Here is a 15,412-nt window from a genome sequence, read left to right on the forward strand (position 1 = left end):
TTGGCGAACCGGGACTAGACTCAATCCGTTGCTTCGGGCCACACCGGTCGGGCCAGCGATCTGGATATGAGGGAACGTCATGAGCGACAAAGCCGATTTGCGTAAGTACTCCTCTCAAGTGGTCGATGGCGTGGAGCGCGCGCCCGGCCGTTCCATGCTGCGTGCCGTGGGCTTCACGGATGAAGACTTCAAAAAGCCGCAGATCGGCATCGCCTCGACGTGGGCCATGGTCACGCCATGCAACATGCACATCGACAAGCTCGCCGTTGAAGCGGAAAAAGGCGCAAATGCCGCGGGCGCCAAGGGCGTTATTTTCAACACCATCACCATTTCCGACGGCATCGCCAACGGCACCGAAGGCATGAAGTATTCGCTGGTGTCGCGGGAGGTGATCGCCGATTCCATCGAGGTGGTGGCCGGTTGCGAAGGCTTTGACGGCCTGGTAACCGTGGGCGGTTGTGACAAGAACATGCCCGGCTGCCTGATCGGCATGGCCCGGCTGAATCGCCCGTCGATCTTCGTCTACGGCGGCACCATCCGCCCGGGCGCTGGTCACACCGACATCATTTCCGTGTTCGAGGCCGTGGGTCAGCACGCTCGCGGCGATATCAGCGAGATTCAGGTCAAGCAGATCGAGGAAGTGGCGATTCCCGGTCCCGGCTCCTGCGGCGGCATGTACACGGCCAACACCATGGCCTCGGCCATTGAGGCGTTGGGCATGAGCCTGCCCGGTTCCAGTTCCCAGGACGCCGTCGGCAGCGATAAGGCATCAGACAGCTTCCGCGCCGGTCAGCAGGTGATGGAACTGCTCAAACTGGACCTCAAACCGCGCGACATCATGACTCGCAAAGCCTTCGAGAACGCCATCCGCGTGGTGATCGCCCTCGCCGGCTCGACCAACGCCGTGCTGCACCTTTTAGCCATGGCGCATGCGGTGGATGTCGAGCTGACGCTGGATGATTTCGTCGAGCTGGGCAAAGTGTCCCCGGTGGTCGCCGACCTACGCCCCAGCGGCAAATACATGATGAGCGAGCTGGTCGCCATCGGCGGTATCCAGCCGCTGATGAAACGCATGCTCACCGCCGGCATGCTGCACGGCGATGTGCTGACGGTGACCGGCAAGACCCTGGCAGAAAACCTGGAAAACGTGCCCGACTACCCCGAAGGTCAGGACGTAATTCTGCCGTTCGATCAGCCGGTCAAAAAGGACTCCCATTTAGTGGTGCTGCGCGGCAACCTTTCACCGACGGGCGCGGTGGCCAAGATCACCGGCAAGGAGGGTTTGCGCTTTGAAGGCACGGCGCGCGTTTATCACGGTGAAGAAGGTGCGTTGGCAGGGATTCTCAATGGCGAAGTCAAAGCCGGCGACGTCATCGTCATTCGCTACGAAGGGCCCAAGGGTGGACCCGGCATGCGCGAAATGCTCTCGCCCACCTCGGCGGTCATGGGCAAAGGGCTGGGCAAGGAAGTCGCGCTGATCACCGACGGCCGTTTCTCCGGTGGCTCCCATGGTTTTGTGGTGGGGCATATCACGCCGGAGGCCTTTGAGGGCGGACCGATTGCGCTGATTGAAGATGGCGACAGGATCACCATCGACGCTGAAACCCGGCAGATTACGGTCGATGTCTCCGACGCCGAACTGGCCGAGCGCAAGACCCGCTGGGTGCGCCCGGAATCCAGGTACAAACGCGGGGTGCTGGCCAAGTATGCGAAGACCGTGTCTAGCGCCTCAGAGGGTGCGGTTACGGATAAATACCTTTAGGGGATGGGTGCAGGGCTTGGGATTCTGTGTTGTCTGACCTGACCCATTCGCGAGCAAGCCCGCTCCCACACTTGAACTTCGTCGAACACAAATTCTGTGCTCAATGAAGATCAAAATGTGGGAGCGGGCTTGCTCGCGAAGAGGCCTTCAAAATCACCGAAAATCAATTGATCAGTACACAAGCCTCAAAGCCGAAACCGATCCACCGACTGCGACAGCTTGCCAGCCAAAGTCGACAGCTCATCAGTCGTCGAAGCCGTCTGGCCAATAACCTTGCTGTTGCCTTCCGACATCCCCGCAATCATGTCCACCTGATGGGCGATTTCGTTACTCGCCAGGCTCTGTTCACCGATCGTGCGGGTGATGTCATTCACCAGCTCAGTGGTATTGAGCGTGGCTTGGAGGATTTCGCGGATGGCGCGCTCGACGTCGGCGGTCACGGCCATGCCTTTGTCGACCTGCGCAACGCCTGCCTCCATGCTGGTCACCGCCTCGCGGGTGCTTTGCTGGATGCGCGAGACCATGCTGGCAATTTCCTGCGTGGAGGCACTGGTGCGTCCCGCCAGGCTGCGGACTTCGTCGGCCACCACGGCAAAACCACGGCCCTGTTCACCGGCGCGAGCGGCCTCGATGGCGGCGTTGAGTGCCAGCAGGTTGGTTTGATCGGCGATACCCTTGATCACCTGAATGATGCTGAAAATCCCCTCGGACTCCTTGTCCAGCGTGCGGATCACCTGGGCCGATTGCTGCGCCGAACGCGCAATACCGTCCATGTCGTTGACCACCTGATGAATCACGCGACCGCCATCCTTGGCCAGTGCCTCGGCCTGGTTGGCCATGTTCAATGCGCGCTCCGCGTGGCGGGTGATTTCCTCGATACTCGCAGTCATTTCACTCGCGGCGGCGGCCATGGTGCTGGCCGCGACGCTTTGCTGTTGGCTGCTGTCGGCGACCTGATGGCAGCCGCTGCTCAACTGCACGCTCATGCCACTCACGCCATGCGCATTGCTGCGCACCACCTCGATCATGCCGCGCAGGTCACGCTGCATGGTCGCCAGACTGCGGATCAATGCGCTGGCTTCGTCCTTGTGGGTCGGTTCGACGATAGGTTCGCTCAGGTTGCCATGAGCGATGCTTTGGGCAATGCGGCTGGCGGTCTGCAACGGCCCCATGATGCTCGAAATCACCCAGCGTCCCTGGATGAGCAGCAATAACAGGCTGGCGATAAGCACGACACCCAGCGTGAAATTCGCGCTGCTGATAGCCTGCTCGGTGCCTTGGCTGGTCTGCTGGGTGTTGGTTTCGATCAGTTCGCTGAGGGCCGCCATCTGGTCCTCCAGTTGGCTGAACGCGGTATTGAACGTGCCGAGTTCCTTTTGTGCCGAATCCGGATTTTCCAGCGCCAGCTCGACAATGCGCTCGGCCGCACTGATGTAGGTATCGAGGCTCGGCTTGACCTTGTTCAGGCCCGCCTTGATGGTGTCGTTGACCGGCAGCTTGAGGTTTTCACCCAGCACTTCACGAAAATGCGCCGCATGCTCCTCAATGGAACTGCGCACCTCGGCTTTGCTGCTGGTACTTTTGCCCAGCCCGACCACCATCGCGGACAGCACATCGGCGCGCAATGCGTCGTGCATCATGTCGGCTTCGAGGTGATTGCGCAGCGCGGTCATGCTGACCTCGTTGTCATTCACTGCTTCAGCCATCCGGGTGTTTCCCACGTAACTGACCAGGCTCACGATCAATGCAGTGAGCAAGCTCGTACCAATCAGCAGTAGCAAGCGTAATTTTATAGACATGGGGTAGCCCTCTCGGTACGTCACTTTTATGAACACGTTATCGGCTGCGTCGGCCGTTTTTTAAGCCTGGCGCCGGACTTTCGGTGTTTTGCGACATGCGGTAGGTTCTACCTGGGATCTTGATTCCGTGCGGTCTTTTTCTGGGCGCTGCAGTCATGGCCAAACCTTGCGCAAGACCGCTAAAGTAGCGCGACGAAAATCAGGAACTCCATGAACATGGACGAGCTTCACCAAGGCAGCTGCCTATGCGGCGCCGTTAAATATCGTGTATCCACCGAGCTGAAAGCCGTCACCCATTGCCATTGCAAACAATGCCAAAAGAGCCATGGAGCGGCCTTCGCGACGTATGCGAGCGCTCCCCGGTCGGCGGTTTCTGTCACTGCGAGAGCAGCAGCACTCAAGGGTTACGAATCGTCCAAAGGCGTCACGCGCCAGTTCTGTTCCAACTGCGGCTCTTCGCTTTTCTGGTCTGATTCGAAGGGGGCGTTTTCGGAGTGGGTTTCGATAGCGATCGGTACGTTGGATTCGCCTTTCCTGGCGTTGAAGCACAAACACTCTTTTATTGAATCGAAAGCCTGTTGGTACGAGTAGATGCAGTAAAGGATTAGCGCTTGCGTGCCAGACGCTGCTGCCAATTGCCACCATTGGCACGCTGGCATTGCTCTTCAGAATCGAACTGCACATGGGCCGAGACTTGGCTGACGAGCACCTCCGCTTCGCTTAACGCGATAGCCGTCAGCTCGACCATGCGCTCGCCCTGCCCGCTCGCCAACGCCTGATCCTTGCTGGCTTGGGTGTCGAAGACCCAGACAACCCTCAGGCTGGAAGGAAATTCGTCGTAATCGACTTCGTGGGTCAGCCATTCAAATCCGACGATTTGCGCTTTGGCCGTTTCGCACGCCTCGGTCAGGGTGGCAACCAGGCGACGCTCGATGCGTGCCTGATCGCGTTTGCTTAAACCCATGGGGAATCCTTGTGATTGTTTCAATTCTTTGACCGCTCTCAATCGTGCGCGCCTTCGGGCACTCGATGTTCCCTGCAAATCAAGTTGATTTCGCCGGATTCCAGGTGTTCCTGAGTCAGTCCACAAAAGGCCTCGTCCGCCACTGTCTGATGGAAGCGGCAGCTTCGGCAAAGCCCGAAGCTCGGTACATTTTCCCCTTGCTGAATATTCCTCAACAGCTCCAGCAGCAGCCCTTCCAGATCCTCTGAACGAGCGCCCAGTCGCTTGGCGGCAGCGACCAGAAAATCCGGAGGCATCACTTCGCCCAGCAGGGCTCTGGCCGGCGCGGTCAGTTCCAGGTGCACGCTGCGTTTGTCCTTGGCGTCCGGGGTTTTGATCAGCAGTCCATTGGTTTCCAGCGCCTTGAGCGATTGCGACACGGTGCCCTTGGTCAGCCCCAAATACTCGGTCACCGCCAACGGCGTGTTGGAGTAACGATTGCAGCGGCCCAGATACATCAGCGCGCTCAATTGAATTGGCTGCAGATCCGTCAGCTTAGGGTGTTCGCGAAACCAGACGCGCGTCAGGCTCGACAGTCTTTCCAGCAGATCGAACAACACGGGGGAATTTCCAGATAAGAGTGTTGATAAATAGTATCGGATAAAAACCATATTGACAAAATCCAGTCTTGCCCTAGGCTTTTCGGTATCGATTCGAAACCAAATTGAAACACGCTCAGAATGGAGGTAATCATGAAATCAGTACTGGCACTGGCCATCAGTACGCTTCTGGTAACGCCGGCATGGGCCCACGATTCGGCAGGGATCAGCAGTGAGAAGAGCAAGACTGACGCCGCGTTCGATCTTGTCCATACCCGTGTCTTCAAGGAAGGCAACAACCTTGTGTTCGAACAATTGGTCGACGGCAAGGCCGGTAGTCGGGTGCCGGTGGCTAAAGGCGCTTTCGCAGGTGCGGACGTTTATAGCTACGTCTGGCCGACCAGTCTGGACAGCGCAGCCGTCGGGTTTGAGGCGAAGTCAGGCATTCTTGCCCTGGCACTGACCTCGCACCCGGACTTCGACGACACCCCGCAACTGGACGAAAACAAGGACGGCAAGAAGGACAACGATGGCGGCCTCTGGCACTCCCACTGGGTTGTGCTGACCAAAGACGAAAGCTGCGGGCCTGGTGGTCTGAAAGTTCGCGACATCCCCAAAGATGCCAAACCCAAGCTACCGGCCACCTGGCCTGGCGCGCCGATCTACATCGACTCCCCCGGCTACGACCTGAGCGTCGAGAAAAACGCCGCGAATATTCGCGTGCCTCTGTCAGCCGTGGGCTTCCCTGAAAGTATCAACTACGACGGCGTCACCGCGGCCCTGAAGGTCAATGCCGATCTGCACAACCCACTGCTTTGCGTGAGCAGCGTCTATGACATTGCCTCGGGCGACCTGTCTCTGCCCGGCACCTGGAAACTGAAGGAGAGCAAATGATGAGCGTTAAGGTGTTTGATACCCATGTGCGTACCAAAGATGGCCGCTACCTGCATTTCGATGTGTTGATCGACAGTAATGACCCTGAACTGGCGAAGTCGTACGCCCGCCGTTTCCTTGATGAACAGGGCATTCAGGACGAAGACATTTCCCAGAATGAATGCCGATTCTGCCACGTTGAACCGACGAATCCGGTCGTCGCTGAGGCGATCAGCAAACAAGGTCACTTCATCCTCAAACTGCAAGGTTGCCAGGAGTAACGAGATGAACGCGTATCAGCCTTTGAACTGCGATCTGCACGACTATCTGGAGATCGCTTGCCTGCGCGGTTATCGACTGGATATCGAGTTGAACGACGGCGCACGCCTGATCGCCAAAGCGCTGACGACGCGAACCTCCAGCGACAAGGAAGAGTTTCTCTGCCTTGAAACGGCTGGCGGCCCTCAGGAAATCCGTTTGGATCAACTGCTGGCTGTCACGCCACTGGACGCCGGCGCGGAGTTTGGGCGGGTGTTGTTCCAGGGTGCGGTTTGCAGTTTTTGAGCTTCCACACGGGTGTTTCAATACAGCACGGCCCCAGCATCGCGCATGAAAATTTCGATGGTCTTGGGCCCTACCCCTTCGAACTCCGCCAAGCGCTTTTCGAACGCTTGGCGGTTTTCACTGGCGCGCTGAATGTTGCCGATCTTCCCGGCGTATTCATCGTGCAGCTTGGCGCTCAGCTTTAGCAATCGCTGGGCCGTCGTCTCGTCATAGCGCACGTAATGGGCTTCGCCCAAAATGCCGACCAGTTGACGATGGGTGCAGTGCCCAAGCTTGAGCGCACTGTCTCGAGTATGTTTTCCAACGATAACTCGATACGCCTGCGCGGCGATTTCCGCCTGAATCCGCTTGCCCATCAGAAAACTGGCGATGAACCATTTGAACAGGGCAACTTCATCGTCTTGCTGCAAATCGATGCCCAAGTCCGTGGCGCTGATGGTTTTGTTCATGCTGCTACCCGGTTCAATCAGCCGCTCCCCTTTTCCAGCGCTCGGTGGTAGTCCTCACCCGAAATGGCGCGCAGATACGCTTGATCCGCCTCAACCCTGAGGTCGCGCCACTCTTGCCAACTCACTATGCCCAAGCGATCCATCTCGTCTGACTGACGAATCAGTTCCTCGTGATAGGCGTCGGGACACTCCATGCGCAGCCTCAAGTCATCCAGCACGAGGTGCCAGGTGTTGAGCGCACGCAGTTTGTGCTCTTGCGCCGGAGTCAGCAGATTGGCAAACGAGTGCATGGCAACGCCCCCCGAAAGTTCTTTCAGAATGGATCAATCCATCGTGAATCCGGTTCAGGTACACCGACCAAAGGCAGGGTTTTCAATGCAGCACCGCCGCCGCAACCGATCATTGGAACTTTGTAGCAGCTGTAGAGCAGCGCGAGGCGCAAGGCTCCGCTCCGTAACTAAACGCCCTTGTACGAGGAGTTCTTACCCATTGGGCGGTACGTGATGGTGCCTTTTAGCCTGGAGTAGTTCAGGACGACGTACCGATGAGCATCTATGGCTCCTCGATGACCTTGTCGGGATCTGCGGAGAAAGGGCAACGTCGAGCAGTTGAACTAACAACTGACAACCAAGGCGGGATAATCAGCGACACTTCTCCCATAACAAGGAGTCCACCATGCACAAGTACACACTGCGTTACCTGTTCAAAGGCGAGCCCCGCACACACTTGTTCGAACTGAAGCAGCCGCAGCTATCCGTCCATGAGGCGGCGATGCACTTGCTGCAGCTGCATTTTGGGGATGGAGAGAACAGCCTGATCATGCCCACTGCGGACGCGACGCCGGAGGAAATTTTAAAGCAGGCGGAGCTGATAGGGTTGACGCAGATTGAGATCGTCGATCAATCCCGTTGAGCCGACCTCCCCGGCATGCCACGCTCCCAAAGTTTTCGGGGTCGATCACCCATCATGTGAGCGACGCCGATTACCTGTGGGAGCGTTGCCCCGGGCGGCGTTCCGACGAAGAGGCCCGAACAAAAAACACAAATCTCGATGACTCAACTGTGACAGGCCCGACTTTTGCGACCAAAGGCGGAAATGCTCCACAGCCCAGCATAATCCCTCTAGTACGGCAGTCTCAGACGCTAAAGCCAGCTGCGCGCGTCGACATGCAAGCACGCTACAAATACCTGCTTACAATTTGGCAAATCATAAAACCCGATCGTGTACTACGGAGTGTTACGTTAAGCGCCTTTTCGGGCCATGAGATGCCAACGTAGTCATGCGCATCAAACTTCCCAGTATTCCTGCCTTCTGTGCCTACCTCGCACTGTCCTGCCTTTTTGTGACCGCGTGGGTCATCAATCCAGCCAATACGCACTCGTCCTTTGCCCTGATAAGCCCCGTGATGGCCGTGGCCGGTAAAGTAGCCAAGCCCATTTACACCAGCCGTTTCGCCTCCTCCGGGCTCGTCGATTTCGTGCATTCCTCGGCGGTCACCGCCTTGCCCGACGGCAGCCTGATGACGGTCTGGTTCGCCGGCTCGCGCGAAGGCGCAGCCGATGTGCAGGTGCGCTCCGCCCGGTTCGACTCCAAAACCGGCGAATGGGGTGCGGAACAGGTCTTGGCAACTCGGGATTCGACCCAACAGGGCACTCGAAAATACATTCGCAAGCTGGGCAATCCGGTGGTGGCCCTGGCGCCGGATAATCGCGTGTGGTTGTTCTATGTGTCGGTGTCCATGGGTGGCTGGGCCGGTAGCGCGGTCAATGTGATGGTTTCCGACGACTTCGGTGAACATTGGTCCGCGCCTCGTCAGTTGATCACGTCGCCCTTTCTGAACATCAGCACCCTGGTCCGCTCGGCGCCGGTGTTTCATGCCGACGGCTCGATCGGCTTGCCGGTCTACCACGAGTTTCTGGGCAAGTTTGCCGAGTACCTCTACCTGAGCGCAGATGGCGATGTGATCGACAAATTCCGCATCAGCCACGGCATGAATTCTCTGCAACCCACAGTGGTTCCGCTGGACGGACAGCGCGGTATCGCCTTGCTGCGTTACGCCGGCAACACCCATCACCGTGTTCTGGCGACCCGCACTGAAGATGCCGGGCAAACCTGGAGTGAGCCTTATCCGCTCGATCCTTCGAATCCGAACTCTTCGTTGGCGGCCGTGGCAACACCCGAACACGGGTTGCTGGTGGCGCTCAACGATCTGCAGGAGGGGCGCTTCAAGCTGAGTCTGTATGGGACCGACGCCAAAATGGACGATTGGCGCTCGTTGCGGGACCTGGACAAATCACCCGATCCACTGGGCGCTCCGTTTTCTCCCGAAGCCTACAAGGAGATCATCGGCAAAGAGTTCCGCGGGTCCAGCGGCGCACGTCGCCAATCGCTGGAAGCGGAGTTTCTGGACAACCTCGACAACCGTGTCTGTAAAAGCCAAGGCTGTGAATTCGAATACGAGTACCCGTACTTCATCCGCAGTCCTGACGGCATGTATCACTTGGTTTATTCCTGGAACAACACCTTCATCAAGCACGTTACCTTTAACGATGCGTGGCTCAACGAGCGTCTCAAATGATCAGCCTGTGGCAAGCCCATGTCAGCTTCGCAATGATCCTCTTCCTGGTGCTGCCCTCGTTCGGCTTGCCCAGGCCCCGGCGGATCGCGCTGCTGGCCGCGTTGCTGGCAGCCAGCTTTATATCGCTGCAAGGGTTGACCCTGGCCGCGTACTTGCGCAGCTACATTGATGACCTTGCGATCACCACCCTGGTGTTCATGGCGTGGGGCTGTTTGCGTCGGCTGGACATGCTGCCATCGGCGCGGGGCAAAACCGGCGTATTGATCCTCTTCGCCGCGATGGCCGTGGTGCTGTACCCGGCCACCTTGGGCATGAGTGATCTGGACCCCTATCGGTTCGGCTACAGCCCGCGACCCATGCTGATTGTCGTGGCGGTGCTGACACTGGGCCTGTTTTACCTGCGCAATGGCCTCGCCGTGTTGATGCTGGCCAGCGCGACCCTGGGCTTCATCGCCGGGATCAAACCTTCGCAAAACTATTGGGATTACCTGGTCGATCCGCTGCTGGGTCTGTATTGCTGCGGCGCACTGCTGATGCTTGCCGTACGCTGGACGTATCGCCGCTCAAGCAAGCGCCGTGGTGCAGTGGGCGACGAATTCAAATCCGCTTGAGATTCAACGACTTTTTAACAGGGGAACAGGGATGGGTTGGCTGCACTCGAGACGTTTACATTACTGGCTAGGCGCTACAGCGATTGCGTTTGTGCTGTTTGCACTGCTGAGGGTGGTGTTCTTCTTCGGCTTTTCCGGGTTCGAACCCAAAGCCCTGATCGACACAAAGGGCGTCTGGGAAACCCTGAACATCGGCTTTCGTTTCGATCTGCGCCTGGCCATTCTGACGATGCTGCCGTTGGCATTGCTGGCCTGGATTCCTCGCTGGAACCTGCTCCGCAGCCGCCTGCTTCGGCGGATCGCACGCGTGTATCTGGTCGCCGTCCTGAGCGTAATGCTGCTGATCTACATCATCGACTTTGGCCATTACGCCTACCTGGGCGTGAGGATCAACGCCACCGTGCTGCGCTTCATCGAGGATGCGCAAATTTCCCGCGACATGGTTTGGCAGACTTACCCGGTGATCTGGATTTCACTGGGTTGGCTGGCAACGGTCGCGCTCGTGACTCTGGTCCTGGTGCGTCTGGAACGCGTCACGCTGGATCGCCCCCGCAAAATCATTCACCCGATCTCCGCGACATGGGGTGGCGCGTTGATGGTCGTGTTGGTGCTGCTGGGCATTTTAGGTCGTGTCGAAAACATGAACCTTGAGAACCCGGTCCCTTTGCGCTGGAGCGATGCGTTCTTCTCGGGTAACAACCAGATGGCCGCGCTGGGCCTGAACCCAGTGTTGTTCCTCTACGATACGGTCAAAGTCGGCCAGTCGCGCTACGACGAGTCGCAGGTACGTGAGCATTACGCGGTAATGGCCAACTACCTGGGGGTCGAAAAACCTGATCCGCAGACCCTTGATTTTGTACGTCACCAGGCACCACAACCCTACAAAGTACCTGGCTCGCGTCCCCCTAACGTCATGTTCATCATGCTTGAATCGCTGGGGACCAGCGCCGTCGGCGCCTACGGCAACCCGATCAATCCGACACCCAATCTTGATCGCCTGGCCACGCAGAGCTGGTTCTTTGAGCACTTCTATGTGCCCGTGACCGGGACCGCGAAAACCGTCTGGGCCAGCATTAGCGGGGTGCCTGACGTCACCCGACAGGAAACCGCGACGCGTAACCCGCTGATCACCAAGCAAAACACGCTGATCAATGCCTTCACCGGTTACGAGAAGATCTACACCATCGGCGGCAACTCCGGCTGGGCCAATATGAATGCCCTGATTCGGCAAAGCATCGACGGCGTGCGCTTGTTCGAAGAGCGGGACTGGAAATCCCCGGTGGTGGATGTCTGGGGCATTTCCGATCTCGACCTGTTCAAGGAAACCGATCAGATCCTGCAAGCCCTGCCCAAGGACAAACCGTTCTTTGCCTATGTGCAGACGGCTGGCAATCACCGTCCGTTCACGATCCCAAAGAGCAATGACGGCTTCGAGGTCAAGCACCCTACCCTGGCCGAAGTCCAGGCCGCAGGATCGCGCAGCGTCGAGCAGTACAACGCTGTGCGCTTGCTGGACTTCAACCTCGGACGCTTGATGGAAATCGCCAAGGCCGGCGGCTGGTACGAGAACACCATCTTCGTGATGTTCGGCGACCACAACACCCGAATCGCGCAGATCCCGTTCCTGGCACCGGCCTACGAGCAACTGGGCCTGGAAAGCAACGCGGTGCCGATGATCATCCACGCGCCTGGCTTGATCGGGACGCGCAAGGTCGAGGAAGCGGTCGGCCTGGTGGACTTGCTGCCTACCGTGGCGGGGATGGCCGGCCTTGAGTTTCGCAACAGCGGCATGGGCCGTGATATCCAGCAGCCTGCACCCGAAGGTGAACGCGTGGTACCGCTGGTATTGCGTGAGGGAACGTTCCCGCTGATTGCTGGCGTGACTCAACACTACATGGTGCAGATGGAGCACGACGGCAGCTCGCCGACCCTTCACGACCTGGCTTCGATGACGCCGCTGGACAACGTCGCCGAGAAAAACCCTGAAGAGTTCAAGCGCCTGTCGGAGCTGACCCGCGCCATGCATGAAACCTCGAGGTTGATGCTGTACCAGAACGTGCAAAAGTAAGCTCACAGACCTGAAAACCCGCGTCTAAGCTTCAGATAGACGCGGGTCCTCCCCGCGACACCCGTAAAAGACTCTACCTATCACCCCCCAATACTCCTCCTATTAGCTGACTTCCCAAGTGGGGTCTAACCTGTATCCAGCGCTGGCGGAACAAGCTGGCCGGTTTAGTGCTGATAGGGAGACAGGAATGAGTCCGAAGCTTGACTAGGCCACCCGTGGGCCACCGCACAGGCAACTCGATTGCCGCTGTTCAGAATTCCCGTGTGGTCCAGACAATCAGTTGATCAAACTGCTGGCCCCGCAGCCTATGTCATTGATTTGGCTCGTTGCTATCTAACGCCCACCCCGGGCTGATAGCCGGATGAACACGACCAAAGGTAGCTCGCACATGGCAAATGAATCGAAATGCCCGTTCAATCACGCCGCTGGCGGTGGCACGACGAACCGCGATTGGTGGCCGAACCAACTGAATCTGAAAATCCTGCACCAGCACTCGTCCCTGTCCGCCCCCACGGACGAGGGCTTCAACTATGCCGAAGCATTCAAAACCCTGGACTTTGAGGCAGTCAAGCGTGACCTCACGGCGCTGATGACCGATTCCCAAGACTGGTGGCCGGCGGATTTCGGTCACTATGGGCCGCTGTTCATTCGCATGGCCTGGCACGCCGCAGGCACGTACCGCACGGGTGACGGTCGTGGCGGTGCCGGTTCGGGTCAGCAGCGCTTTGCACCGCTCAACAGTTGGCCGGATAACGTCAGCCTCGACAAGGCGCGCCGGCTGCTCTGGCCGATCAAGCAAAAGTACGGTCGTAAAATCTCCTGGGCGGACCTGATCGTCCTCACCGGCAACGTCGCGCTGGAGTCCATGGGCTTCAAGACCTTTGGGTTTTCGGGCGGTCGGCCCGACGTCTGGGAACCGGATGAAGACGTCTACTGGGGCTCGGAAAACAAATGGCTGGGCGGCGACACCCGCTACGGCAAGGACAACGAACCCATGCAAGAGCCCGGCGAAGGCCCACTCGTCGCTGAGCCGGGAGAAAACGAGGAGAGCCGTACCGAACAAGGACGCAACCTCGAAAACCCGCTCGCCGCCGTGCAAATGGGCTTGATCTATGTGAACCCCGAAGGTCCTGAAGGTAACCCGGACCCCGTCGCTTCGGCCAAAGACATCCGCGAGACGTTCGGGCGCATGGCGATGAATGACGAAGAAACCGTGGCGCTGATCGCCGGCGGCCATGCCTTCGGCAAAACCCACGGCGCCGGGCCTGCCGACAACGTAGGTGCCGAACCCGAAGCAGCGGGCCTCGAAGCCCAGGGCTTTGGCTGGAAGAGCAGCTTCGGCACCGGCAAAGGCCCGGACACCATCACCAGCGGCCTGGAAGTGACCTGGACCACCACGCCCACCCGGTGGAGCAACAACTACCTGGAGAACCTGTTCGGCTTCGAGTGGGAACTGAGCAAAAGCCCCGCCGGAGCGAACCAGTGGGTCACCAAAAACGGCGCCGGTGCCGGCACCATTCCGGATGCACACGACCCGTCAAAACGGCGCAATCCCACCATGCTGACCTCGGACCTTGCCCTGCGATTCGACCCGATCTACGAGCCGATCTCGCGGCGCTTCCTGGCCAATCCGGATCAGTTGGCCGACGCGTTCGCCCGTGCCTGGTTCAAACTGCTCCACCGTGACATGGGCCCCCTCTCCCGCTACCTCGGCCCGGAAATGCCCAGCGAAGAATTGCTGTGGCAAGACCCGATCCCAGAGGTCGACCATGCCCTGATCAACGACAGTGACGTCGCCGCGCTCAAGAGCAAACTGCTTGCTTCGGGCCTGAGCGTCTCGCAGCTTGTATCGACGGCTTGGGCAGCGGCTTCTACCTTCCGCGGTTCCGATAAACGTGGCGGCGCCAACGGTGGTCGTCTGCGTCTGGCTCCGCAGAAATTCTGGCAAGCCAACCAGCCTGAGCAACTGGGGAACGTGCTGGCGAAACTCGAAAGCATCCAGAGCGAGTTCAACAACAGCGGCAAGAAAATCTCGCTGGCAGACCTGATCGTGCTGGCTGGTAACGCGGGTGTCGAACAGGCGGCGAAAAATGCCGGTCACAGCGTCACGGTGCCTTTCACACCGGGTCGGGCGGACGCCTCTCAAGAACAGACGGATGTCGAGTCTTTCGGCTTCCTCGAACCCATCGCCGATGGCTTCCGTAACTACCTGAAATCCCGCTACAGCGTGTCGGCCGAGCATCTGTTGATCGACAAGGCACAACAGCTGACGCTCACCGCGCCAGAAATGACCGCGCTCGTGGGTGGCCTGCGCGTGTTGAACACCAACGTAGGGCAGACCAGACATGGCGTGTTCACGAAGCAGCCAGAGGCGTTGACCAATGACTTCTTCAAGAACCTGCTGGACATGGGGGTGGAATGGAAACCGACCTCAGAGGCTAACGAGGAGTTTGAAGGACGCGATCGGAACTCTGGCGAAGTGAAGTGGACCGGGACGCGGGTTGATCTGGTCTTTGGCTCTCATGCGCAGTTGAGGGCGCTGGCTGAGGTTTACGCAAGCAGTGACGCGAAAGAGAAGTTTGTTAAGGACTTCGTGGCGGCGTGGACCAAGGTGATGAACCTGGATCGCTTCGATGTGAAGTGATGCATTCGTTGAAGCTGTAAGGGCATGAATGGGCTACCTCGACCCGGTCGATACGGGTCGGGGGAGTCCCTCTGAACTCACTTGCATTTATAGGGTATTGAGTCTTCGCGATCAGAGTGCGTTTCCAGTATCGCGATGGCCTGCGCAGTAAAGCAGTAGCTTTTATCTTCCCGAAAAACGATGACACCCTCTTCACAGAGGCGCTTGAGCACTTCCCGCACGCTGATAAACGGTAACTCGGTGGAAGAGGATTGCAGATAGGAATGCACTCCACGCACACCGATAGGCGTTCCTTCCCTCGCGGCGACCAGCAAGGCGTCGATCACCTTCAAGCGAATAAGGCTGGTGCGCAATCCGTAAAACCGGAGCAGCTCCCGGATTTGCTCATTGATGCTTGTAGTGGTCAACTAATCCCGGACACGACGTTAAGTTTTTCTTCGGCCCGAGCTGGCGCCAGCCCACCGTTGAATTGATGGGGCCGAATCCAGTTGTACCGATGCATCAAGAAATGGCTGATATCGC

At 58.5% G+C, this 15,412-nt stretch carries 16 protein-coding genes and 1 pseudogene; 10 read left to right on the top strand and 7 right to left on the bottom strand.

What is annotated here, in order from left to right; genetic code table 11:
* Window positions 1–79: 79 nt before the first annotated feature.
* Window positions 80–1,762, top strand: a complete 1,683-nt coding sequence (ilvD, locus tag EYC95_RS18870; RefSeq protein WP_131061715.1) for a dihydroxy-acid dehydratase — start codon at window positions 80–82, stop codon at window positions 1,760–1,762.
* Between the two features lie 185 nt (window positions 1,763–1,947).
* On the opposite strand, the gene EYC95_RS31100 is transcribed toward ilvD, so the two are convergent.
* Together EYC95_RS31100 and EYC95_RS31105 are read right to left on the bottom strand one after the other, a co-directional pair.
* Complete coding sequence (locus EYC95_RS31100) at window positions 1,948–2,811, bottom strand: methyl-accepting chemotaxis protein (protein WP_371922082.1); 864 nt, start codon at window positions 2,809–2,811, stop codon at window positions 1,948–1,950.
* A pseudogene (locus tag EYC95_RS31105) lies at window positions 2,806–3,561 on the bottom strand (MCP four helix bundle domain-containing protein); the annotation flags it as partial. The pseudogene EYC95_RS31105 and the gene EYC95_RS31100, both read right to left, overlap by 6 nt.
* Before the next feature lie 216 nt (window positions 3,562–3,777).
* On the opposite strand from EYC95_RS31105, the gene EYC95_RS18880 reads away from it, so the two are divergent.
* Complete coding sequence (locus EYC95_RS18880) at window positions 3,778–4,152, top strand: GFA family protein (protein WP_131061730.1); 375 nt, start codon at window positions 3,778–3,780, stop codon at window positions 4,150–4,152.
* Window positions 4,153–4,165: 13 nt separating this feature from the next.
* On the opposite strand, the gene EYC95_RS18885 is transcribed toward EYC95_RS18880, so the two are convergent.
* The gene (locus EYC95_RS18885; RefSeq protein WP_131061717.1) at window positions 4,166–4,525 is read right to left on the bottom strand and encodes a hypothetical protein; all 360 of its coding nucleotides are present in this window, start codon (window positions 4,523–4,525) and stop codon (window positions 4,166–4,168) included.
* A gap of 38 nt (window positions 4,526–4,563) precedes the next feature.
* Window positions 4,564–5,124: a MarR family winged helix-turn-helix transcriptional regulator gene (locus EYC95_RS18890; protein ID WP_371928427.1), complete on the bottom strand. Its 561-nt coding sequence runs from the start codon at window positions 5,122–5,124 to the stop codon at window positions 4,564–4,566.
* A gap of 132 nt (window positions 5,125–5,256) precedes the next feature.
* Here EYC95_RS18890 and EYC95_RS18895 point away from each other — a divergent pair, with 132 nt between their 5' ends.
* From EYC95_RS18895 to EYC95_RS18905, 3 genes are read left to right on the top strand one after another with little or no spacing between them, the layout of a single operon-like run.
* Window positions 5,257–5,997, top strand: a complete 741-nt coding sequence (locus EYC95_RS18895) for a hypothetical protein (protein WP_131061719.1) — start codon at window positions 5,257–5,259, stop codon at window positions 5,995–5,997.
* On the top strand, window positions 5,997–6,257 hold the full coding sequence (locus EYC95_RS18900; RefSeq protein ID WP_131061731.1) for a DUF2024 family protein: 261 nt from the start codon (window positions 5,997–5,999) through the stop codon (window positions 6,255–6,257). The genes EYC95_RS18895 and EYC95_RS18900 overlap by 1 nt, the downstream gene beginning before the upstream one ends.
* A gap of 4 nt (window positions 6,258–6,261) precedes the next feature.
* Window positions 6,262–6,540 carry a Rho-binding antiterminator gene (locus tag EYC95_RS18905; RefSeq protein WP_131061720.1) on the top strand — a complete coding sequence of 93 codons (279 nt, stop codon included), beginning with the start codon at window positions 6,262–6,264 and terminating at the stop codon, window positions 6,538–6,540.
* Window positions 6,541–6,557: 17 nt separating this feature from the next.
* Here the strand turns inward: EYC95_RS18905 and EYC95_RS18910 are convergent, their stop codons facing one another.
* Both EYC95_RS18910 and EYC95_RS18915 read right to left on the bottom strand, forming a co-directional pair.
* Window positions 6,558–6,989 carry a DNA methylase gene (locus EYC95_RS18910; RefSeq protein ID WP_131061721.1) on the bottom strand — a complete coding sequence of 144 codons (432 nt, stop codon included), beginning with the start codon at window positions 6,987–6,989 and terminating at the stop codon, window positions 6,558–6,560.
* A gap of 17 nt (window positions 6,990–7,006) precedes the next feature.
* Window positions 7,007–7,279 carry a hypothetical protein gene (locus EYC95_RS18915; protein ID WP_131061722.1) on the bottom strand — a complete coding sequence of 91 codons (273 nt, stop codon included), beginning with the start codon at window positions 7,277–7,279 and terminating at the stop codon, window positions 7,007–7,009.
* Between the two features lie 385 nt (window positions 7,280–7,664).
* On the opposite strand from EYC95_RS18915, the gene EYC95_RS18920 reads away from it, so the two are divergent.
* The 5 genes from EYC95_RS18920 (at window position 7,665) to katG (ending at window position 14,890) form a co-directional block, all read left to right on the top strand.
* Window positions 7,665–7,901 carry a hypothetical protein gene (locus tag EYC95_RS18920; RefSeq protein WP_131061723.1) on the top strand — a complete coding sequence of 79 codons (237 nt, stop codon included), beginning with the start codon at window positions 7,665–7,667 and terminating at the stop codon, window positions 7,899–7,901.
* Between the two features lie 367 nt (window positions 7,902–8,268).
* Entirely contained in the window at window positions 8,269–9,567 is a 1,299-nt protein-coding gene (locus EYC95_RS18925) for an exo-alpha-sialidase (protein WP_131061724.1), read from the top strand.
* The gene (locus EYC95_RS18930) at window positions 9,564–10,178 is read left to right on the top strand and encodes a hypothetical protein (protein ID WP_131061725.1); all 615 of its coding nucleotides are present in this window, start codon (window positions 9,564–9,566) and stop codon (window positions 10,176–10,178) included. Before EYC95_RS18925 ends, EYC95_RS18930 begins: the two co-directional genes overlap by 4 nt.
* A gap of 31 nt (window positions 10,179–10,209) precedes the next feature.
* Complete coding sequence (locus EYC95_RS18935) at window positions 10,210–12,246, top strand: LTA synthase family protein (RefSeq protein ID WP_131061726.1); 2,037 nt, start codon at window positions 10,210–10,212, stop codon at window positions 12,244–12,246.
* A gap of 388 nt (window positions 12,247–12,634) precedes the next feature.
* Window positions 12,635–14,890 carry a catalase/peroxidase HPI gene (gene katG / locus EYC95_RS18940; protein ID WP_131061727.1) on the top strand — a complete coding sequence of 752 codons (2,256 nt, stop codon included), beginning with the start codon at window positions 12,635–12,637 and terminating at the stop codon, window positions 14,888–14,890.
* 77 nt (window positions 14,891–14,967) lie between these two features.
* Here the strand turns inward: katG and EYC95_RS18945 are convergent, their stop codons facing one another.
* Window positions 14,968–15,297: a fe2+ zn2+ uptake regulation protein gene (locus EYC95_RS18945; protein ID WP_256656973.1), complete on the bottom strand. Its 330-nt coding sequence runs from the start codon at window positions 15,295–15,297 to the stop codon at window positions 14,968–14,970.
* Between the last annotated feature and the right edge of the window lie 115 nt (window positions 15,298–15,412).

Source organism: Pseudomonas sp. BGI-2, from assembly GCF_004310295.1.
In the GTDB taxonomy this organism is placed as follows: Bacteria; Pseudomonadota; Gammaproteobacteria; order Pseudomonadales; family Pseudomonadaceae; genus Aquipseudomonas.